This window comes from Variovorax sp. PBL-H6 (assembly GCF_901827155.1).
Classification (GTDB): Bacteria; Pseudomonadota; Gammaproteobacteria; order Burkholderiales; family Burkholderiaceae_C; genus Variovorax.
Genome location: NZ_LR594659.1, coordinates 2,283,819 through 2,303,407, shown reverse-complemented (window position 1 = coordinate 2,303,407; position 19,589 = coordinate 2,283,819). Strand labels below are relative to the sequence as shown.

Sequence of the window (19,589 nt, the reverse complement as noted above, 5' to 3'; positions counted from 1 at the left end):
ATAGGCACGAGGAACACCCCCCATGAACGCCAACCACGACCTGGAGCGATTGCGCTTCAACATGATCGAACAGCAGATCCGTCCCTGGGATGTGCTGGACCTCGAGATCCTCGATCTGCTCGCGCAGATCCGGCGCGAGGACTATGTGCCCAAGGCCCATCGCAGCCTCGCCTTCTTCGACATGGAGATCCCGCTCGAAGGCGCTGCCCACAAAGGCCAAGGCCAATGCATGCTCTCGCCCAAGGTCGAGGCGCGCATGCTGCAGGACCTGCACATCAAAAAGCACGAGACAGTGCTCGAAATCGGCAGCGGTTCCGGCTTCATGGCCGCGCTGCTGGCGCACCGCGCCGCTCAAGTGCTGACGCTGGAGATCGATCCCGGCCTCGCCGCGGTAGCGACTGAAAACCTGCGCCGCAATGGCGTGAACAACGTCGAGGTGCGCAATGCCGACGGCTCGGTGCCCCTGCCCAGCGGGCCGACCTTCGACGTGATCGTGCTCAGCGGCTCGGTCGCGCGCCTGCCGCAAGGCTTGATGGGCTCGCTCAAGATGGGCGGCCGGCTGGCCGCGATCGTCGGCGATGAGCCGATGATGCGCGCCCACTTCGTCACCCGCGTCGGCGAGGGCAAGTGGGACATCACCCAGCCGTGGGACACGGTCGCGCCGCGCCTCCTCAATTTCCCGGCGCCCTCGCGCTTCGTCTTCTGATGATCGACCAGGTTCCCCCGGCTCGGCTGGCCGACTGGTTCGCCCTCGATGCTGCCGCGGCGCCGGTGCTGCTGGACGTGCGCGAACCCTGGGAGCGGCAGACCGCCAGCGTCACGCCGCAGGGCTTTGCGCTCGTTGCCATTCCGATGAACGAGATCCCCGCGCGGCTCGCGGAGCTCGACCCCGGCCAGCGCATCGCCTGCCTGTGCCACCACGGCGCGCGCAGCCAGCGCGTGGCCGCCTTTCTCTCCCAGAACGGCTTCGCCGAGGTGGCAAACGTCGCGGGCGGCATCGACGCCTGGTCGATGCAGCACGATCCCTCCGTTCCGCGCTACTGACCTGCTGACCAAGGACCCTTTCATGCCCGTGTTCCGGCTTCTTCCCCTCACGGCGGCCCTCGCCGCCGCGATCGCATTGCCGGCACACGGCCAGAGCCTCGTCGAACTGTACGAATCGGCTCGCGGCTATGACGCGACCTACCAGGCCGCGCGCGCACAGTACGACGCCAACCTGGCGCGCGCCGCCCAGGCAAAGGCCGGCATCCTGCCCAGCGTGGGGCTGTCTGCCGGCGCGTCGCACACCGAGTTGGACGTGCAAACGCCTGCCGGCGACGCTTCGCGCGGCTTCAATACGCAAAGCGTCGGCATCAATGCGATCCAGCCGCTCTACCGCCCTGCAAACTGGGCCACCTACGAGCAGGGCAAGCGCCAGGTCGACATCGCGCAGGCAGTGCTGACGATCGCCGACCAGGACCTGGTGGTGCGCGTGAGCCAGTCCTACTTCGACGTGCTGGCGGCACAGGACACCCTCGCTCTCGTGCGCGCACAGAAGGCCGCGGTTGCCGAGCAGCTGGCCGCCGCCAAGCGCAACTTCGAGGTCGGGACCTCGACCATCACCGATACGCGCGAGGCGCAGGCGCGGTACGACCTCGTGGTGTCGCAGGAGATCGCGGCGGAGAACGACCTGCAGGTCAAGAAGATCGCGCTCGACCAGCTGGTCGGGCGCCCCGGCAGCGTGCCGGTGCCCCTGGCTGCACCGGTGCAGCTGCCCGACGTGGCGCCCGCCGACATGAACGCGTGGGTGGCTCAGGCCGAAGAAGCGCATCCGTCGATCCGCCAGGCCAGGCTCGGCCTCGACGTGGCATCGCTCGAGGTGCAAAAGGCGCAGGCCGGGCACAAGCCCACCATCGATGCGAACCTGGGCTACAACGTCAACAGGAATCCGCAGGGCACCAGCACCACCACCGGCCGCTCGCGCATCAATGCGGGGACCATCGGCGTCACCTTCAGCATGCCGCTGTTCGCGGGCTTCGCGATCGAGAACCGCGTCAAGGAAACGCTGGCACTGGAGGATCAGTCGCGATCGGTGCTCGAATCCACGCGCCGCAGCGTGACCCAGGCCACCCGCGCGGCCTACCTGGGGCTGGTCTCCGGCGCCGGCCAGGTGAAGGCGCTCGAAGCCGCCGAAGCTTCCAGCCAGAGCGCGCTCGATGCCAACCGCCTGGGCTACCAGGTGGGCGTGCGCATCAACATCGACGTGCTCAACTCGCAGAGCCAGCTCTACCAGACCAAGCGTGACCTCGCCGTGGCGCGCTACAACGTACTGCTTGGCAACCTGAAGCTGCGCCAGGCCAACGGCACGCTCACGCCTGACGACCTGCGCGCCATCAACGGCACGCTCGCCACCGACGGCCGGCCTGCGGTCGACATGACGGCGACGCCGCCGCAACCGCCGGCTTCACAGCCGGCCACCGGCCGGCCGCCGGGCGCACCGGTCGTCATCCCGCCGGTGCCGCCCGTGCAGACGCCGCCTTTCGCGCCGACGGCGCCCACGATGCCCTCGCCCCCTCCGCCCCCGGTGATCCTGCCGCCTACGCGCTGAGCACGCGCAAACGACTCACGTCACTGAACGGAATCTGTTGGAGATTCCCGTTTGCGTCTTCGGCGCTGAACGACAAGCCTTTCGCGTCGATCCCCCGAGGAGTGACGGTTCTACTCTCTCCCGAAGACGCCCTCGACGTGATTTCGACTCGCGCCGGCTTTTGCTGTCCAAGTGCGTTCCACACGTCGTAGCGATATCTCATTTCCTCGACCGAGCGCTTCTCCCAGTCGAAGGGATCCGAGACCTTCGATGTCTCGACTGGCGTCAACGAAGCCGTTGCGACGGGCCGCTCAAGAGCCGGCGGCGAAGACAAGGGCACCGGAGTCGATGCAGGCACATTGGCGACTTGCGGCATGGGTTTGAAGGAAGGCGCTGCGGGAGCGGCAGGCGGATTGCGCGCTGCCACCTGATTCGCCATCGGGGACGGCGCGACGCCCCGGGGTTGCCCAGCGGCCAGGCTCTGCTGGCAGGCATAGCCGAAGTACAGCACCAAGACAGTCGTCGTGACCCGGTACGTCGTTTGCTCGAAGAGCATGGCACCGGCCGGATGCTCTCGGGTGCGCTCGAACAGTGCGCGAACAGGGTCTCTTGCCTGAGGCCGGGCCCGAGCCGAGGCTGAAAAGCGATAGCCGGCATGGATCGAGACATGTGTCGTCACCGTCTCCCTGTACGCCACGAAAGCGCAGACGAAGCTTGCCTTGTAGCCCGGACTGTGCGCCGCCGCAAGGGGTGCGCCCAATACAAAGCCAGCATGCACGGCATGCACGGCATGCGCGGTCCGCGTCTGCGTCTGCTCGACTGATACGGACGCGGAGACGGACAACCGGGAGTGGACTGAGCCGGCTGCCCGGGATTGCTGTTGAAAAATCATGATGTCTCCTCCTCAAGCCAGGGCCGACTCGACCAGGTCCGCTCTGGGCTCGAACACCGGCGGTGTCCCCAGGTGCCGAACGGCTGAGCATGTCGCAAGGTGGCCCTTCAAGACATCGAGGACACGCTCGCCATTGGAAGCGCCTTCCTCGAGCTGGACATTCATGCGCAGCGCCGCACGACTCGTGCCCGGAATGAGCGCGTAGGTGCCGGACTGCGGAGGGAGGTGCGAATTGGCCTCGAGAAGCTGGCGAAGCATCTCAGGTTCGGCACTCGCGGGAATTTCGCCGATCTCCGCGAGCAGGGTGAGGGTCTGGGCTTCGTCTTGCGTATGGTCTTGAAAGTAGAAGCACGTCCCGTCGGCTTCGACGCTGGCGGTCTTGAGAATCCCGGAGGGCTCGAGGCCGACCAATTCTGCGAGCTCGTGCAGGGCCTGCTCATAAAGCGAGGCAGCAGGGTTCTCGCTGGGCGATGTCGTTTGCATGGAGCGTTTCTCGGCTGTGATGTAGTGGATGACACAGGTCTGTAACTGGACCCATGTCTCGGTTCCAACCGCGTACGCACGCGACCGGGAACTGCGCGATTTCGCCGCTCGGCCGTCATCCATTCGGCCCACCCGGCAGGCGATATCCCTCTCTTCCGCAAGGCCCCGCAAGGGCGTAGGAAAGCGCCGCGTCTTGGGAAAACGCCAGGCCAGCGAGGATATAACTACAAAGCATTCATTTCTCACAAACCTTTCACGATGCAGTTGCAGCGCTCCACTTCCTCCTCTTCTTCCTTTCGCCTCACCCTGATCGCAATCTCGGTGGCGGCCTTGATAGCCGGATGTGGCGGAGGCGGCAGTGGCAGCACAGCCTCCGGCCTGGCGGTGGCACCGAGCGCAACGACGGAGGGCAGCAACGGTAACCAGACCGGCGTGGCCGGTACCGAAGCCGCGGCCAAGCCCGGGAAGATCCGGCGCGCTGTTCGCACACTGCTGGATATAGAGCGCGAGCGTGCACGCGAGCGCGACGTGCCGGCCCCGATCGACCGCGGCGACGGCCCGAAACCCAAGAAGACCCAACTGCAGACGGGTGCCACGGCAGGTCCTGGAAGCCTGGGCCAATGGTCTTCCGCGACCGGTTGGCCGATCAACGCGATCCACGCCATCCTGACGCCCGACGGCAAGATCATGAGTTACGGCACTGACCCGAATGGCAATCAGGGCGCGCAGCTCTACTACGACGTCTGGAACCCGGCGACCAACGCGCACAACCTGCTGCAGCATTCCACGCACACCGACCTGTTCTGCAACGCCCAGGTGGTGCTGCCGACCACCGGCCAGGTCCTGCTGGCGGGCGGCGACACGCGCGGATTGAACAACGGCACGCCGGTGAACCTCGGCGTGCGCGACACGAACCTGTTCGACCCGACGCTGCTGGAGCTCAAGGCTTCCGGCACGCCCATGCAGTACGCGCGCTGGTACGGCTCGCTGTACCCGCTGGCCGATGGGCGCGTGCTCGCTGCCGCCGGCATCGACGAGACCGGTGCCGGTGCCGGACCACCGGAGCTCTACACGCCCGGATCGGGCTGGAGGACGCTGTCCAAGATTGCCGACTGGCCGGCCGACTGGTACTACCCCCGCGGCTTCCTCGCGCCGAACGGCAAAATCGTGATCGCCAGCGGCAGCACCCTCCACAGCCTCGACGTCGAGGCAGAGACGATGGAAACCATCGGCACGCTGCCCAGGAACACCGACTGGATGCTGCCCTGGGCCCTCTTCGACCGCGGCCGCATGATGATGGTCGATGACGAAGGCGGCGCGATGGTGGTGGACGTGAACGGCCCCACGCCAGTCGTCACGCCGATCGCAGGGCCGGGCACCAACCGCATCTGGAGCAACGCAACCGTGCTGGCCGACGGCAAAGTGGCGGTCACTGGCGGCTCGTCGGAAGACAACGTGATGGTCGACACCGCCTTCCCCGCCCTGATCTGGGACCCGAAGACCAACGGCTGGACGACCGGCGCCTCGGCCACCAAGCCGCGCCTGTATCACTCGTCGGCGATCCTCCTTCCGGATGCCACGGTGCTCTCGATGGGCGGCGGCTCGCCCGGACCGGTGGTCAACCTCAACGCCGAGATCTATTCGCCGCCTTACCTTTTCGACAGCAATGGGCAGAAGCAGGCGCGCCCGCTGATCAACTCGGCGCCGGCCAAGGTGGACCTGGGTTCGACCTTCGGCATCACGGTGGCGTCGGGCCGCACGATCCAGCGCGTCACGCTGGTCCGAACCGGCTCGGTGACGCATTCGACCAACTTCGAGCAGCGCTTCCTGGAGCTGCCTTTCACTCAGGCAGCCGGCAGTTCCAGCGTGAGCATCACGCTGAACGAAGGCCCGAACACGGTTCCGATCGGCTACTACATGCTCTTCGTCATCGACAGCGCGGGCGTGCCCTCGATGGCCAAGATCATGAAGGTCGATGCCAGTTGGGCCAAGGCGGTCGACCAAGGCAAGAGCTTCACGCTGCCGGCGGCCACCACGGTGCGCTATGGCACGGACAGCCGGTGGGTGCAAAAGACGGTGTCCGGCACCGTGGCATGCAGCAACGAATTCTTCGGTGCCAATCCGGCACCCGGCCTGGCAAAGACCTGCGAGGTGTTGACGCCGCAAGCCGCGGGCGTGGTGCCTGGCAATCAGCCGGCTTCCGGCGACAAGCTGGTCGCCAACGAGGGTGGCAGCTTCAGCATGGGCACTGCGGCCCTGGTGAGCTTCGGTGCGGACACGCGCTGGACCAGCAAGACCCTCTCCGGAAGCGCGAGCTGCACCAGCGCGTTCTTCGGCGTCGATCCAGCGCCGATGACTGCGAAATCGTGCTTCGCGAGTGTTGCGCCTACGCCTGCACCCGCACCCGCACCAGCACCCGCACCAGCACCCGCACCCGCGCCAGCGCCAGCGCCAGCGCCAGCTCCCGCACCAGCACCAGCACCGGCGCCGGCGCCAGCGCCAGCGCCTGCCTACACGACGCTGGCGAAGGAAGGCGATAGCTTCACGGTTCCGACGAGTACGCTGGTTCGCTATGGCGCAGATACGCGCTGGACCGAACGAACCGTGAGCGGCACCGGAACCTGCACCAACGCATTCTTCGGAACGGACCCAGCGCCGTTCACGGCGAAGACATGCGTGATGCCTGCGCCTGCGCCTGCGCCTGCGCCTGCACCCGCGCCAGCTCCTGCGCCCGCGCCAGCTCCTGCACCAGCTCCTGCGCCAGCGCCTGCGCCCGCGCCAGCTCCTGCGCCCGCGCCAGCGCCAGCTCCTGCGCCCGCGCCAGCGCCAGCTCCTGCACCCGCGCCAGCTCCTGCGCCCGCGCCAGCGCCAGCTCCTGCACCCGCGCCAGCTCCTGCGCCTGCGCCTGCGCCAGCTCCTGCACCTGCACCTGCACCCGCGCCAGCTCCTGCGCCTGCACCAGCTCCTGCACCAGCTCCTGCACCTGCACCAGCTCCTGCGCCAGCTCCTGCTCCTGCACCTGCACCTGCACCTGCACCTGCACCTGCACCCGGCACCGTGCTCGCACCCGAGGGCGGCAGCTTCACGGTGTCCAGCGCCACGGTGGTCAAGTACGGCGCGGATACGCGCTGGATCACCAGGACTGTCACGGGCACGGTGAACTGCACGAACGCCTACTTCGGCGCCGACCCGGCCCCGTTCACCGTGAAGTCCTGCATCGCCGGCTGAGTTGGGCCGGCCGCCTTCCCTGACGCAGCGGCGCGCCGGGCCATGACCATTCGACAGGGCGCTGGCACCGGAGTAAGGTGATGTGCCCCGGCGATTCGGTCGCCACTCACAACGCAGAGGAGGCACGCATGACCACCGATCCACAGTCGGGCACCAACGTGCAGGAAATCGCGGCCGGCATCTTCCGCATCAACACGCCCGTGCCGCTGCCCGACGGCAGTCCCTTCAGCTTCAATCAGTATCTCGTGGTCGATGACCAGCCGCTCTTGTTCCACTCCGGGCCGCGCCAGCTCTTTGCGATGGTGAGCCAGGCGATCGCGAGCGTGATGCCCCTCGAGCGCCTGCGCTACGTCGGGCTGTCCCATGTGGAGGCAGACGAGTGCGGTGCCCTGAACCTGTTCCTGGCGGCTGCACCAGAGGCCGTGCCCCTGTGCGGCAGCCTCGCCGGCATGCTGTCGATCGGTGACATGGCCGACCGCGCACCACGCACGCTCGCCGATCGCGAGGAACTCGTGCTCGGCGGTCATACGATGCGCTGGTTCGACACGCCCCATCTGCCCCATGGCTGGGAGTGCGGATTGATGATGGACACGCAGACGCGCACCTTCCTCTGCGGCGACCTCTTCACCCAGCCGGGCAGCGGCAAGAAGGCCGTGGTCGACACCGACATCCTCGGGCCGAGCGAAGCATTCCGGCACCAGATGGACTACTACGCACATGCACCACAAACCGCTGCAATGCTGGCCGGGCTCGCGCAGCAGGAGCCGCGCACGCTGGCGTGCATGCACGGCAGCGCCTGGCAGGGCGACGGCGCATCGCTGCTGCGCCAGCTTTCGGACGCAGTGTCGGCAGCGCCCTGAGCCGACCACGCGGTGGGAGATCCTCCAGTTCAGTGATCTCCCGCTGCGCCCGTCAATCGAAACTGGGCTCCGCCCGCTCCTCGAGCGCCGCGGGTGCGGTCTCGGAGACGGCTTCCGCAATCGCCAGCACCGCCGCCGCCGTGCGCTGAGCGGCGCCCCGGTTGGCATTGGCGAAGGCCTGCGCCGCCTCGGCCATCGCCTCGCGGCGATCCTGCTGTTCGACCAGCTTGAGCGCGGCCGTGACCGCATGCTCCATGTCGTTCACCCGCAGCGAAGCGCCGGCAGCGAGCGAGAGCTCCGCGGCCTCGGCGAAGTTGTAGGTCGAAGGCCCCATGATCACCGGGCAGCTGCAGGCCGCCGCCTCGATCAGGTTCTGGCCGCCCAGCGCTTCGAAGCTGCCACCCAGCAGCGCCACGTCGGCCAGGCCGTAGTAGAGCGCCATCTCGCCGAGCGAATCGCCCAGCCAGATCTCCGACTGTGCCGGTGCACCGGCCGCACTGCGCCGCGCCACCGCAAAGCCCCGCGCCTCGATCAGCGCGGCGACCTCGTCGAAGCGCTGCGGGTGGCGCGGCACGATCATCCACTGCACCTCGTGCACCCGCCTTGCGATGGACTGCACCGCATCCTGCGCGGGCGGCGGCGGCGACAACGCGCCGAAGCGCTCGAGCACATCCAGCAGCTGCGCCTCCTCGCCGTCACGCGAGCTTGCGAGCATGACCACAGGCCGCGGCAGCTGGCCGCGCAACCGGGCCGCCGTCGCGAGCTGGCGTGCATCGGGCGTGGCGTCGAACTTGAGGTTGCCGTACACGCCGGCGACCTTGGCGCCGAGTGAAACCAGCCGGTGCGAATCCGCCTCGGTCTGGGCCCACACAGCGGCCAGCGAGGAGTACGCGGGCCGCGCCAGCCAGCCGAGGCGCTCGGCGGAAGCCAGCGAGTTCTCGTTCAGGCGCGCGTTGGCCAGGACCAGTGGAATGCCGCGCTCGGCGCAGGCCGCCGTGAGCTCGGGCCAGACTTCGGTTTCCATCAGCACGCCGATACGGGGCTGGAAATGGTCCAGGAAGCTGGCCACTGCGCCTGGCGCATCCCAGGGCTGCCAGACCTGCAGGTCGCCTTCTTCCAGCAGCTTGGCGCCCTCCTCGCGCCCGGTGGCGGTGCCGTGGGTGAGCAGGATCGGGATGCCCGGGTACTGGCGACGCAGCTCGGCGATGAGGATGCCAGCGGCGCGCGCCTCGCCCAGCGAGACCGCATGGACCCAGCACCAGCCGGTACCGGCCGCGGCCTCGTCATACCGGCCGAAACGCTCCTCGACCGCGTGGCCGTAGCCGGGCTCGGCCACGGCGCGCCGGCGCAGCTTGCGACGCACCAGCGGTTGCGCAAGGGTGGTGAAGACGCCGTAGAGGCGCAGCAGCAGCGAACGCACGCTCAACGAAGAGAATCCGGGGCTCAGTGGGCGGCTTCGGCCAGCGTCGCATCGGGCTTCACGCCCTTGAGCAGCGCGAGGAAGTCGTGCTGGATGCGATCGAGTGCGGCCTGTGTCTGTCCTTCGAAGCGCAGCACCAGCACCGGCGTGGTGTTGGAGGCGCGGATCAGGCCGAAGCCGTCGGGCCAGTCCACGCGCAGGCCGTCGATGGTCGAGACCTTGGCCGGCTCTTCGAACTTTGCCGTCTGCACCAGCTGCTCGACCAGCGTGTGGGGCTCGCCCTCGGCGCATTTCACGTTGAGTTCGGGTGTCGAAAAGCTGGTGGGCAGCGCGTTGAGCGTGTCGCTCGCGTTGGGCGTCTTGCTGAGGATTTCCAGCAGCCGGCAGCCGGCATAGGTGCCGTCGTCGAAGCCGAACCAGCGTTCCTTGAAGAAGATATGCCCGCTCATCTCGCCGCCGAGCGGTGAGTCGATCTCTTTCATCTTGGCCTTGATCAGCGAGTGGCCGGTCTTGAAGATCATCGGCTTGCCGCCGGCGGCCTCGATCGCGGGCGCCAGGCGCTGCGTGCATTTGACGTCGTAGACGATGGTGCCGCCCGGCACGCGCGACAGCACGTCCTGCGCGAACAGCATCATCTGGCGATCGGGGAAGATGTTCTGGCCGTCCTTGGTCACGATGCCAAGGCGATCGCCGTCTCCGTCGAAGGCGAGGCCCAGCTCGGCATCGCCCGCGGCGAGCGCCGCGATCAGGTCCTTCAGGTTTTCGGGCTTGCTCGGGTCGGGGTGGTGGTTCGGAAAATTGCCGTCGACCTCGCTGTAGAGCTCGGTCACCTCACAGCCGATGGCGCGCAAGATCGCAGGCGCCGATGCGCCGGCGATGCCGTTGCCTGAATCGACCACGATCTTGATGGGCCGCGCGAGCTTGATGTCCTCGACGATGCGCTTCGTGTAGGCCTCCAGGACGTCCGCCTTGCGCACGCTGCCGCCGGGCGCGAGCTTGGCGCTGCCGGCTTCCATCACGCGGCGCAGGCCCTGGATCTCGTCGCCGTAGATGGCGCGGCCGGCCAGAACCATCTTGAAGCCGTTGTAGTCCTTGGGATTGTGGCTGCCGGTCACCTGGATGCCGCTGTTGGCCAGCGTGTGGGCCGCGAAATACAGCATGGGCGTCGTGACCGCGCCGACGTCGATCACCTCGATGCCGGTGGCCACCAGCCCGCGGATCAGTGCATCCGCGAGCGCCGGGCCCGACAGGCGCCCATCGCGCCCCACCGCCACCGCCTTCTCGCCGGCCGCGCGCGCCGCGCTGCCGAAGGCCTTGCCGAGCGCCTCGGCAACCTCCGCGTCGAGCGTGGTGGGCACGACGCCGCGAATGTCATAGGCCTTGAAGATCGATGCGCTGAGCTGCATGGGCTTCCCTTTGGATGAGTGCGAAAAATGAAGACCATTGTAGGCATGCGCTCCTGCTGCCAGATGTCCGGAAATGGCTACTCCTGCCTGTGGCGCTCCGTATCATCCAAGGCATGCCCCCTTCGAACGCCTCCCCCGCCGCAGGACTCGAAAGCGACGCCTGCTATCTGGCCATGAAGGCCCATGACGCGCGCTTCGACGGCTCCTTCTTCACCGCCGTGACCTCCACCGGCGTGTACTGCCGGCCGGTCTGCCGTGTCAAGCTGCCGCGGCGCGAGAACTGCCGCTTCTTCCAGCATGCGGCCCAGGCCGAGGCTGCGGGCTTCCGCCCCTGCCTGCGCTGCCGGCCCGAGCTGGCGCCGCGGGCCGCGAGCTGGTCCACGGAAGATGCATCGCGCATCCTCGCCCTGCAGGCCGCCCGCCTGATCGACGAGCCCGACGCCTGGGCCGAGGACGGCCCCGGCGCCGCCCGCATCGCCAAGCGCCTGGGCGTGAGCGACCGGCACCTGCGCCGCATCTTCGAGGCGCAGTTCGGCGTGTCGCCGCTGCAATACCTGCAGACGCGCCGCCTGCTGGCCGCCAAGCAGCTGATCGCGGACACGCGCCTGCCGATGACGCAGGTGGCGCTGGCCAGCGGCTTCGCCAGCGTGCGCCGGTTCAACGCGGCCTTCGTCTCGCACTACGGCCTGAATCCGAGTGCGCTGCGGCGGGCCGGCGCGGCCGGTGAGCACGGCGGCGGCTCGGTCGCCGTGCGCCTGGGCTATCGGCCACCCTACGATGCCGCGGCCATGCTGGGGTTCTTCGCGCGCCGCGCGCTGGGCGGCGTCGAAATCATCGACGACGTGGGCGGCACGCCCCGGCTGGCGCGCACGCTGCGCATCGCACAGGGCGGGCGTGTCCACGCGGGCTGGCTGCAGCTGCGCTTCGACGGCGCGCGCGAGCAACTGCTGCTGCAGGTCAGCGACTCGCTGGCCGCGGTGCTGCCGACAGTGATCAGCCGGGTGCGCGCGATGCTCGACCTGGATGCCGAGCCGATGGCCGTCAACGCCGCGCTTCACGCCAGCTTCCCGCTGGGCGACGGGCTGCGCGTGCCCGGCACGGTCGACGGCTTCGAGCTCGCGGTGCGCGCGGTGCTCGGGCAACAGGTCACCGTCGCCGCAGCCCGCACGATGGGCACGCGGCTGGTGCAGGCGCTGGGCGAGCCCATCGCCACGCCCGTCGCCGGGCTGGAGCGGCTGTTCCCCACCCCCGCAGCTCTCGCGGCCGCGAGCGGTGACGCGCTGGGCCGGCTCGGCATCGTGCGGCAGCGGCAGTCCGCCCTCATCGGGCTCGCCAAGGAAGTGCAGGAAGGCCGGCTCGCCCTGCATGCCGGCGCCGACGTGCCGCCCACCCTCGCCGCCCTGCAGCAGTTGCCTGGCATCGGTGACTGGACGGCGCAATACATCGCCATGCGCGCGCTGCGCTGGCCCGATGCCTTCCCGGCCGGCGACGTCGCGCTGCAGAAGGCGCTGCACGTGAGTTCCGCGCGCGCCGCCGCGGAGGCCTCGCAGGCCTGGCGACCATGGCGCAGCTACGCGGTGCTGCGCGCATGGCACAGTCCCCTCCCCACCGGCAAATCCGCGGCCGCGCCCCTCGAAGGTGTTGCAGCCTGAAAGCCCAATGCCCGAACGGCCGGAATGCCCCGGAACGCCCCGAGCGCCCCGAATGCCGAAACGAGAGACCCCATCGAGAGACGACATCATGAGATTCAAGAACGCCACCCTCCACAGCTGCACGATGGAAACCCCGCTCGGCGCCGTCACGCTTGCCGCCACCGATGCAGGCCTGGCAGGCGCCTGGTTCGAGCAACAGCGCCACTGGCCCGACACGCGTGGCTGGCAGGAGAACCCGGCGCATCCCGTGCTGCGCGAAGCCGCAGCGCAACTCACCGACTACTTCGCGGGGCGCCGCCAGCACTTCGATCTGCCGCTCGACCTCTCGCACGGCACGCCCTTCCAGCAGTCGGTGTGGCAGGCGCTGCTGGCGATTCCCGCGGGCCGCACCATCAGCTACGGCGCGATCAGCGCGGGCCTGGGCAATCCCGCGGCGGTGCGTGCGGTGGGCGCAGCGGTGGGCCGCAACCCCATCAGCGTGATCGTGCCCTGCCATCGCGTGCTGGGCACCAATGGTTCGCTGACCGGCTATGCCGGCGGACTCCAACGCAAGAACGCGCTGCTCGAACTGGAAGGTGCCTTGTGAGCGAAGGCGAGTGCACGGCCGCGAACGCGGTGGCCAAGGCGGTCGCGCCCGCCGCGCCCATCGCGACGCCCGTCGCGCCTGCGCGCCCGGCCAGCAAGCGCTGGCTTGTCGACCTCCTGCTGCTGGGCATGCTGTGGGGCGCGTCCTTCTTGTTCATGCGCATCGGCGCGGCGGAATTCGGCGCTCTGCCGGCGGCGGCGGTGCGGGTCGGCATCGCCATGCTCTTTCTGCTGCCGCTGCTTTCGGTTCGCGGCCAGTGGTCCAGTTTCCGGCAGTACTGGAAGCCGGCGCTGGGCATCGGCGTGCTCAACTCCGGGCTGCCCTTCGCCCTCTTCTGCTTCGCCCTGCTCACCATCAACAGCGGCCTGGCCGCCGTCCTCAACGCCACGGTACCGATGTTCGGTGCGCTGGTGGCCTGGGGCTTCTTCGGCGAGCGGCCCGACGGCTCGCGTGCGCTCGGCCTGGTGATCGGCTTCGCCGGCGTCGCGATGCTGGCCGGCCGCAGCGCGGGACTGCAATCGGGCGCGGACGAAACAGCGGCACGCTGGGCCATCGCCGCCTGCCTCGGGGCTTGCATCTGCTATGCCCTATCGGCCAGCCTCACGCGCAAGCACCTCTCGGGCGTGCCGCCGCTCGCCGCCGCGGCCGGCAGCCAGATCGGCGCCACGCTCGCCCTGGCACTGCCGGCGCTCTGGCTCTGGCCGGCGCAGATGCCGAGCCTGAAGGCCTGGCTTGCGCTGCTCGCGCTGGGCACGGCCTGCACCGGGCTCGCCTACATCCTGTTCTTTCGCCTGATCGAGCGCGCCGGCCCTGCGCGCGCGCTGACCGTGACCTTCCTGGTGCCGGTGTTCGCACTGTTCTACGGCGCCGTCTTCCTGGGCGAGGAGATCACGCAATGGATGCTGGTGTGCGCCGTGGTGATCGTGTGCGGGGTGGCCTTGTCGACCGGGCTGGTCAGGTTGGGACGGCCGCCGCGCGCAGCGGCCTAGTCAGATCGCCCCCGCCACCACGTTGATCGACAAGGCCAGCACCAGCATGTTGAACGCAAAGGACAGCACGCTGTGCACGAGCGTGATGCGGCGCATTTCGCGCGAGCGCACCTGCACGTCCGAGACCTGCGAAGTCATGCCGATCACGAAGGCGTAGTAGAGGAAATCGAAGTAGTCCGGATCGAGCTCGCCCGGAAAGTCCAGGCCCGGCTCGCGCCCTGGCTCCGCCTGGTAATACCGGTGCGCGTAGTGAAAGCCGTAGATCGTGTGGATCATCAGCCATGAACCCGTGAGCGCCAGCAGCCCCAGCACGATGTGTCCGATGCGCGTGGCCTCGCCCATCTGCCCGACCTGCTTGAGCAGCAGCGCGATCGTCACCATGCTGACGCCGGCACCGGCCACCATGGCGGCCAGGATCAGCACGTTGGGTTGGTCGAGCGACTGCGCGCGCGTCCGCGTGCTCTGGGCGTCCGAGGTCTCGGCCAGCCACCAGGCGGGCAGCAGGTAGGCGGCCGCGCCACAGCACCAGCCCAGGAGGCCGCGGGCCACGCCGCCGAAGTGCCAAGGCAGCAGGCCGACGGCGACCCCCACTGCCGCACCGAACAGCAGCCGCTGCCAGCCCATCATCCGCGTGAATCGCATAAGCATGCGGGGCACTTTAGCGTGCGGCGACAATCACGCCCGCACCATGATGAAGATCCGACTCCACTGGCGAAGCCTGCTGCTCGCCGCCCTCGGCCTCTGCGGGCTGGCCCCGCTGGCCCATGCCGCCTCCCCCGCGCCCGCGCGCGTGCCCGACACCATCGAGCAGCGCGTCGCCGCCTGCATCGCCTGCCATGGGCGCGAGGGTGCCAGCACCAACGCCGGCTACTTTCCTCGGCTCGCCGGCAAGCCCGAGGGCTATCTCTACAACCAGCTGCTGAGCTTCCGCGACGGGCGCCGCTTCAACAGCGACATGGTGCACATGGTGCGGCACCTCTCCGATGCGTACCTGCGCGAGATCGCGCAGTACTTCGCGGAGCTCGACCTGCCCTACCCGGCCGTGTCCGCGCGCAGCGACGCCTCGACGCAGAGCCTTGCGCGCGGCAGGGACCTGGCGTTCCAGGGCGATGCGGCGCGCGGCATCCCTGCGTGCGCGCAGTGCCATGGCCAGGCGCTGACCGGCGTCGCGCCGGCCATCCCCTCGCTGCTGGGCCTGCCGCGCCTGTACCTCGCCTCGCAACTGGGCGACTGGCTCAACGACGGACGCCATGCACTGCCGCCCGACTGCATGGCGGAGGTCGGACGCAAGCTGAACTCGGAAGACATCAACGCCGTCGCGAGCTGGCTGGCCCTGCAGCCGGTGCCGGCCAACCCCAAGCCCGCGGCCACGCCGCCCGGCCCGCTGCCGATGCCCTGCAGCGCCATGGGGAACTGACGCGATGCGACGCGCCCTCTACACCTTGCTCGCCCTGGTCGTGCTGCTGGTCCTGGCCGCACTCGGGCTCGTGGCCCTCAACCTGCGCGGCGAAGAGCCGCTGCCCGAGACGCCCGCGGCCTTCAACCCGACACCGGCCCAGGTCGAACGCGGCCGCTATCTCGCGCTGGCCGGGAATTGCGCTGGCTGCCACACCGCGCGCGGCGGTGCAGCCTTTGCGGGCGGCGTCGGCATCGAGACGCCCTTCGGTACGGTCTTCGCGGGCAACCTCACGCCGCATGACGAAGCCGGCATCGGCCGCTGGAGCGCCGCGCATTTCTGGCGCGCCCTGCACAACGGCCGCTCGAAGGATGGGCGCCTGCTGTACCCCGCCTTTCCCTATCCGAGCTTCACGCGCGTGACGCGCGAGGATTCGGACGCGATCTACGCCTATCTGCGCACCGTGCCGCCGGCCCCCACGCCCAACGCCGACCACAAGCTGCGCTTTCCCTATGACACCCAGGCCGCGCTGGCCGTGTGGCGCGCGCTCTTCTTCGCACCCGGCAGCTTCGTCGCCGATCCGGCCAAGCCGGCCGAGTGGAACCGCGGTGCCTACCTGGTCGAGGGCCTCGGCCACTGCATCGCGTGCCATGGCACGCGCAACGTGCTGGGCGCCACCGAGGAGAAGCTGGGCCTCTCCGGCGGACTGATCCCGGTCGAGAACTGGTATGCGCCTTCGCTCAACTCGAAGCGCGAGGCCGGCGTTGCCGATTGGGACACCCAGCACGTGGTCGCGCTGCTCAAGAACGGGACCTCGCCGCGCGGGTCGGTCATGGGGCCGATGGCCGACGTGGTCTACCGCAGCACCCAGTACCTCGGCGAGGCGGACCTGAACGCGATGGCGGTGTTCCTCAAGCAACTGCCTGAAGTCAAGGCGGCAGACGCGCCGGCTCCCGCTTCGCCGGTGCGCCGCGATGCCGGCGTGATGGCACGCGGCGCCAAGATCTACGACCAGCAATGCGCCTATTGCCACGGCGACGCCGGGCAAGGCGCCGAGGGGGCCTACCCGACACTGGCGGGCAGCCGCGCCGTCACCATGGATTCGACCGTCAATCTGGTGCAGGTGCTGCGCCACGGGGGCTTCCTGCCCTCCACTGCCGGCAACCCGCGGCCCTATGGCATGCCGCCCTTCGGCCATGTGCTGGACGACGACGGCATCGCCGCCGTGCTGACCTATGTCCGCGGCTCCTGGGGCAACGACGCGCCGCCGGTGACCCGCAGCCAGATCATGCGGCCCTGAAACCACGCGCCGGGGCTTGACCTTCCCATGATGGTAAGGTCGATGCTTCACCCGTGCCTTCGACAGTGCGGAGGCAAACAAGGAAAGCGCAATGAACCAGGCCCTTCCCGGCACGGAGCCCTTCAATATCGGCGAGGCGGCGGCACGCTCCGGCGTCTCGGCCAAGATGGTGCGGCACTACGAGTCGCTGGGGCTGCTGCCCCGCATCAGCCGCACCGACGCGGGCTACCGCCAGTACAACGACAAGGACGTGCACACGCTGCGGTTCATCCGGCGCGCGCGCGACCTGGGCTTCAGCATGGCCGAGATCGCACAGCTGCTGAAGCTGTGGCAGAACAAGCGCCGAGCGAGCGCGGACGTGAAGCGCATTGCCCTGGCGCATGCCGCCGACCTGCACCGCCGCATCGAGGAAATGACGAGCATGAAGCGCACCCTCGAGGGGCTCGCCGATGGCTGCCACGGCGACCAGCGGCCGGACTGCCCCATCCTCGAGGAGCTGGCCGAGCAGTAGTCCTTGACTCTCCCATGATGGGAAGGTCGACAGTGGAGCCATCACAAGGAATCCGGGAACCACCGATGCCGATGGACAACAGCTTGACGATGCCGGCGCCCGCCGCCGGCTTGCAGGAACGGTCGCTGCAAATAGAGGGCATGACTTGCGCCTCCTGCGTGGCGCGCGTGGAGAAGGCGCTGGCGGGCGTGCCGGGCGTCGACTCGGCCACCGTGAACCTGGCGACCGAGAAGGCCGAGGTCCGTTTCGCGGGCCGCGCGGTGGAGGTCGCCGCACTCCTGGCCGCCGTGCGCAAGGCGGGCTACGAGGCAAGCCCTGCCGAGGAGGCGCAGGCCGCGCCGGCGGCAAGTCGTTGGCCTGACTGGTGGCCGGTCGCGCTGGCGGCCCTGCTGTCGGCGCCGCTGCTGCTGCCCATGGTCGGCCTGCTCTTCGGCCGCGCGTGGATGCTCGAAGGCTGGGTGCAGCTGGCGCTCGCGACGCCGGTGCAGTTCTGGCTCGGCGCGCGCTTCTATCGCGCGGGATGGAAGGCGGCGAAGGCGGGTTCCGGCAACATGGACTTGCTGGTCGCGCTGGGCACGTCCGCGGGCTATGGCCTGAGCCTCTACCTGCTGCTCACGCAGGCCGGCCACGGCATGCCGCCGCATCTGTACTTCGAGGCCTCCGCCGTGGTGATCACGCTGGTGCTGCTCGGCAAGTGGCTGGAGCAGCGGGCCAAGCGTCAGACCACGGAGGCGATCCGCGCGTTGAACGCCCTGCGCCCCGAGCGTGCACGGGTGCGCCGCAACGGACTGGAGCAGGAACTTCCCCTTGCGCAGGTGAAAGTCGGCGACTTGGTGGTGGTGCGCCCCGGCGAGCGCATTCCCGTGGACGCCGTCGTGCTCGAAGGCGCCAGCGATGTCGACGAGTCGCTCATCACTGGCGAGAGCCTGCCGGTTGCCAAGCACGCGGACGACACCGTCACCGGCGGCTCGGTCAACGGTGAAGGGCTGCTCACGGCGCGCACCACGGCGATCGGCGCGGAATCGACGCTCGCGCGCATCGTGCGTCTGGTCGAGTCGGCGCAGGCGAAGAAGGCGCCGGTCCAGCGGCTCGTCGATCGCGTGAGCAGCGTGTTCGTGCCGGTGGTCATCGCCATCGCCCTCGTCACCCTGATCGGCTGGGGCCTGGCGACCGGCAACTGGCAAGGCGCGATCCTCAACGCGGTGGCCGTGCTCGTCATCGCCTGCCCCTGCGCCCTGGGGCTGGCCACGCCGACGGCCATCATGGCCGGGACCGGCGTGGCGGCGCGGCATGGCGTGCTGATCAAGGATGCCGAGGCGCTGGAGGTCGCGCACGGCGTCGGTATCGTGGCGTTCGACAAGACCGGGACCCTGACCGAGGGCCGGCCAGAGCTGGTCGCCCTGCATGCCGTGGACGGCGACACCGCCGCCCTGCTGCGCGCGAGTGCGGCCATCCAGGCGGGCAGCGAGCATCCGCTCGCGCGTGCCGTGCTCGCTGCGGCCGGCAAGCAGGGCCTGGCGATCCCGGCCACGAGCGAGCTGCGCGCGCACGCCGGCCGCGGCGTGGCCGCCATGGTCGAAGGCCGCTCTCTGCGCCTGGGCAGCAGCCGCTTCATGAGCGAGCTCTCCGTGCCGCTCGGCACGCTTGCCGAGCGCGCCGCACAACTCCAGGCGGAGGGCCGAACCGTCTCCTGGCTGGCCGAGAGCGGCGCCAGCCCGAAGCTGATCGGCCTGCTCGCCTTCGGCGACGCGCCCAAGCCGGGCGCCGCGGCGGCCATCCGCCGGCTGCACGCGCAGGGCATCCGCACCGCGCTGGTCTCGGGGGACAACCGGGGCAGCGCCGAAGCGGTAGCCCGGCTCCTGGGCATCGACATCGTTCACGCGGAAGTACTGCCCGAGGACAAGGCGGCCATCGTCGCGCAGCTCAAGGCGCAGGGCACGCGTGTCGCGATGGTGGGCGACGGCATCAACGACGCACCAGCGCTGGCAGCGGCCGACGTGGGTATCGCCATGTCCACCGGCACCGACGTGGCCATGCACGCCGCCGGCATCACGCTGATGCGCGGCGACCCCACGCTGGTCGGCGACGCGATCGACATCTCGCGCCGAACCTACGCCAAGATCCGGCAGAACCTGTTCTGGGCCTTCGTCTACAACGTCGTGGGCATTCCGCTGGCCGCCCTCGGCCTGCTGAGCCCGGTGATCGCGGGCGCCGCCATGGCCTTCAGCAGCGTGAGCGTGGTGAGCAACGCGCTGCTGCTGAGGCGCTGGAAGGGCAGCGCCGGCTGAGCCCCGACCAGT

Annotated in this window: 17 protein-coding genes; 12 read left to right on the top strand and 5 right to left on the bottom strand. The window is 69.2% G+C overall.

All coding sequences use genetic code 11. The features are described 5' to 3' along the window. The first annotated feature begins 22 nt into the window (after positions 1-22). From G3W89_RS10995 to G3W89_RS10985, 3 genes are read left to right on the top strand one after another with little or no spacing between them, the layout of a single operon-like run. The gene (locus tag G3W89_RS10995) at positions 23-706 is read left to right on the top strand and encodes a protein-L-isoaspartate O-methyltransferase family protein (protein ID WP_162574115.1); all 684 of its coding nucleotides are present in this window, start codon (positions 23-25) and stop codon (positions 704-706) included. Next, positions 706-1,044: a rhodanese-like domain-containing protein gene (locus tag G3W89_RS10990; RefSeq protein ID WP_162574114.1), complete on the top strand. Its 339-nt coding sequence runs from the start codon at positions 706-708 to the stop codon at positions 1,042-1,044. Before G3W89_RS10995 ends, G3W89_RS10990 begins: the two co-directional genes overlap by 1 nt. Before the next feature lie 22 nt (positions 1,045-1,066). Then, complete coding sequence (locus G3W89_RS10985; protein ID WP_162574113.1) at positions 1,067-2,587, top strand: TolC family outer membrane protein; 1,521 nt, start codon at positions 1,067-1,069, stop codon at positions 2,585-2,587. Here the strand turns inward: G3W89_RS10985 and G3W89_RS10980 are convergent. Further along, positions 2,577-3,458: a hypothetical protein gene (locus G3W89_RS10980; RefSeq protein ID WP_162574112.1), complete on the bottom strand. Its 882-nt coding sequence runs from the start codon at positions 3,456-3,458 to the stop codon at positions 2,577-2,579. The genes G3W89_RS10985 and G3W89_RS10980 overlap by 11 nt on opposite strands. Positions 3,459-3,470: 12 nt before the next feature. Next, positions 3,471-3,941 carry a CesT family type III secretion system chaperone gene (locus tag G3W89_RS10975; protein WP_162574111.1) on the bottom strand — a complete coding sequence of 157 codons (471 nt, stop codon included), beginning with the start codon at positions 3,939-3,941 and terminating at the stop codon, positions 3,471-3,473. A 258-nt stretch (positions 3,942-4,199) separates the two neighbouring features. Between G3W89_RS10975 and G3W89_RS10970 the strand changes: the two genes are divergently transcribed. Further along, positions 4,200-7,169 (top strand): galactose oxidase-like domain-containing protein, encoded by a 2,970-nt coding sequence (locus G3W89_RS10970; protein ID WP_162574110.1) that lies wholly within the window; start codon positions 4,200-4,202, stop codon positions 7,167-7,169. A 128-nt stretch (positions 7,170-7,297) separates the two neighbouring features. Then, positions 7,298-8,029, top strand: a complete 732-nt coding sequence (locus G3W89_RS10965) for an MBL fold metallo-hydrolase (protein ID WP_162574109.1) — start codon at positions 7,298-7,300, stop codon at positions 8,027-8,029. A gap of 52 nt (positions 8,030-8,081) precedes the next feature. Here G3W89_RS10965 and G3W89_RS10960 read toward each other — a convergent pair whose 3' ends face one another. Both G3W89_RS10960 and G3W89_RS10955 read right to left on the bottom strand, forming a co-directional pair. Further along, positions 8,082-9,449 (bottom strand): 3-deoxy-D-manno-octulosonic acid transferase, encoded by a 1,368-nt coding sequence (locus G3W89_RS10960; RefSeq protein WP_162577427.1) that lies wholly within the window; start codon positions 9,447-9,449, stop codon positions 8,082-8,084. A gap of 23 nt (positions 9,450-9,472) precedes the next feature. Then, the gene (locus tag G3W89_RS10955; protein ID WP_162574108.1) at positions 9,473-10,855 is read right to left on the bottom strand and encodes a phosphomannomutase/phosphoglucomutase; all 1,383 of its coding nucleotides are present in this window, start codon (positions 10,853-10,855) and stop codon (positions 9,473-9,475) included. Between the two features lie 113 nt (positions 10,856-10,968). Between G3W89_RS10955 and G3W89_RS10950 the strand changes: the two genes are divergently transcribed. The 3 genes from G3W89_RS10950 (at position 10,969) to G3W89_RS10940 (ending at position 14,082) form a co-directional block, all read left to right on the top strand. Next, positions 10,969-12,507 (top strand): DNA-3-methyladenine glycosylase 2 family protein, encoded by a 1,539-nt coding sequence (locus G3W89_RS10950; RefSeq protein ID WP_162574107.1) that lies wholly within the window; start codon positions 10,969-10,971, stop codon positions 12,505-12,507. A gap of 88 nt (positions 12,508-12,595) precedes the next feature. Further along, positions 12,596-13,093, top strand: coding sequence for a methylated-DNA--[protein]-cysteine S-methyltransferase (locus G3W89_RS10945; protein ID WP_162574106.1), 498 nt, complete (start codon positions 12,596-12,598; stop codon positions 13,091-13,093). Continuing rightward, positions 13,090-14,082, top strand: a complete 993-nt coding sequence (locus G3W89_RS10940; RefSeq protein WP_443083167.1) for a DMT family transporter — start codon at positions 13,090-13,092, stop codon at positions 14,080-14,082. The genes G3W89_RS10945 and G3W89_RS10940 overlap by 4 nt, the downstream gene beginning before the upstream one ends. On the opposite strand, the gene G3W89_RS10935 is transcribed toward G3W89_RS10940, so the two are convergent. After that, the gene (locus G3W89_RS10935; RefSeq protein WP_162574105.1) at positions 14,083-14,730 is read right to left on the bottom strand and encodes a DUF1345 domain-containing protein; all 648 of its coding nucleotides are present in this window, start codon (positions 14,728-14,730) and stop codon (positions 14,083-14,085) included. It abuts the gene before it with no gap. Between the two features lie 43 nt (positions 14,731-14,773). Between G3W89_RS10935 and G3W89_RS10930 the strand changes: the two genes are divergently transcribed. From G3W89_RS10930 to G3W89_RS10915, 4 genes are all read left to right on the top strand, one after another. Beyond that, positions 14,774-15,499, top strand: coding sequence for a c-type cytochrome (locus G3W89_RS10930; RefSeq protein WP_162577425.1), 726 nt, complete (start codon positions 14,774-14,776; stop codon positions 15,497-15,499). A gap of 4 nt (positions 15,500-15,503) precedes the next feature. Beyond that, a complete protein-coding gene (locus G3W89_RS10925; RefSeq protein WP_162574104.1) occupies positions 15,504-16,778 on the top strand; it encodes a c-type cytochrome in 1,275 nt (424 codons plus the stop codon). A gap of 91 nt (positions 16,779-16,869) precedes the next feature. Next, positions 16,870-17,289 carry a Cu(I)-responsive transcriptional regulator gene (gene cueR / locus G3W89_RS10920; protein WP_162574103.1) on the top strand — a complete coding sequence of 140 codons (420 nt, stop codon included), beginning with the start codon at positions 16,870-16,872 and terminating at the stop codon, positions 17,287-17,289. 71 nt (positions 17,290-17,360) lie between these two features. After that, positions 17,361-19,577 (top strand): heavy metal translocating P-type ATPase, encoded by a 2,217-nt coding sequence (locus G3W89_RS10915; protein WP_443083166.1) that lies wholly within the window; start codon positions 17,361-17,363, stop codon positions 19,575-19,577. The last annotated feature ends 12 nt before the right edge of the window (positions 19,578-19,589 follow it).

Bases quoted from the DNA above. Each gene is read 5' to 3' on its own strand.
- G3W89_RS10915 (WP_443083166.1), top strand. From the start codon at position 17,361: ATGGACAACAGCTTGACGATGCCGGCGCCCGCCGCCGGCTTGCAGGAA.
- G3W89_RS10925 (WP_162574104.1), top strand. From the start codon at position 15,504: ATGCGACGCGCCCTCTACACCTTGCTCGCCCTGGTCGTGCTGCTGGTC.
- G3W89_RS10985 (WP_162574113.1), top strand. From the start codon at position 1,067: ATGCCCGTGTTCCGGCTTCTTCCCCTCACGGCGGCCCTCGCCGCCGCG.
- G3W89_RS10945 (WP_162574106.1), top strand. From the start codon at position 12,596: ATGAGATTCAAGAACGCCACCCTCCACAGCTGCACGATGGAAACCCCG.
- G3W89_RS10980 (WP_162574112.1), bottom strand. From the start codon at position 3,458: ATGATTTTTCAACAGCAATCCCGGGCAGCCGGCTCAGTCCACTCCCGG.
- G3W89_RS10965 (WP_162574109.1), top strand. From the start codon at position 7,298: ATGACCACCGATCCACAGTCGGGCACCAACGTGCAGGAAATCGCGGCC.
- G3W89_RS10955 (WP_162574108.1), bottom strand. From the start codon at position 10,855: ATGCAGCTCAGCGCATCGATCTTCAAGGCCTATGACATTCGCGGCGTC.
- G3W89_RS10970 (WP_162574110.1), top strand. From the start codon at position 4,200: ATGCAGTTGCAGCGCTCCACTTCCTCCTCTTCTTCCTTTCGCCTCACC.
- G3W89_RS10990 (WP_162574114.1), top strand. From the start codon at position 706: ATGATCGACCAGGTTCCCCCGGCTCGGCTGGCCGACTGGTTCGCCCTC.
- G3W89_RS10995 (WP_162574115.1), top strand. From the start codon at position 23: ATGAACGCCAACCACGACCTGGAGCGATTGCGCTTCAACATGATCGAA.
- G3W89_RS10950 (WP_162574107.1), top strand. From the start codon at position 10,969: ATGCCCCCTTCGAACGCCTCCCCCGCCGCAGGACTCGAAAGCGACGCC.
- G3W89_RS10935 (WP_162574105.1), bottom strand. From the start codon at position 14,730: ATGCTTATGCGATTCACGCGGATGATGGGCTGGCAGCGGCTGCTGTTC.
- G3W89_RS10930 (WP_162577425.1), top strand. From the start codon at position 14,774: ATGAAGATCCGACTCCACTGGCGAAGCCTGCTGCTCGCCGCCCTCGGC.
- cueR (WP_162574103.1), top strand. From the start codon at position 16,870: ATGAACCAGGCCCTTCCCGGCACGGAGCCCTTCAATATCGGCGAGGCG.
- G3W89_RS10975 (WP_162574111.1), bottom strand. From the start codon at position 3,941: ATGCAAACGACATCGCCCAGCGAGAACCCTGCTGCCTCGCTTTATGAG.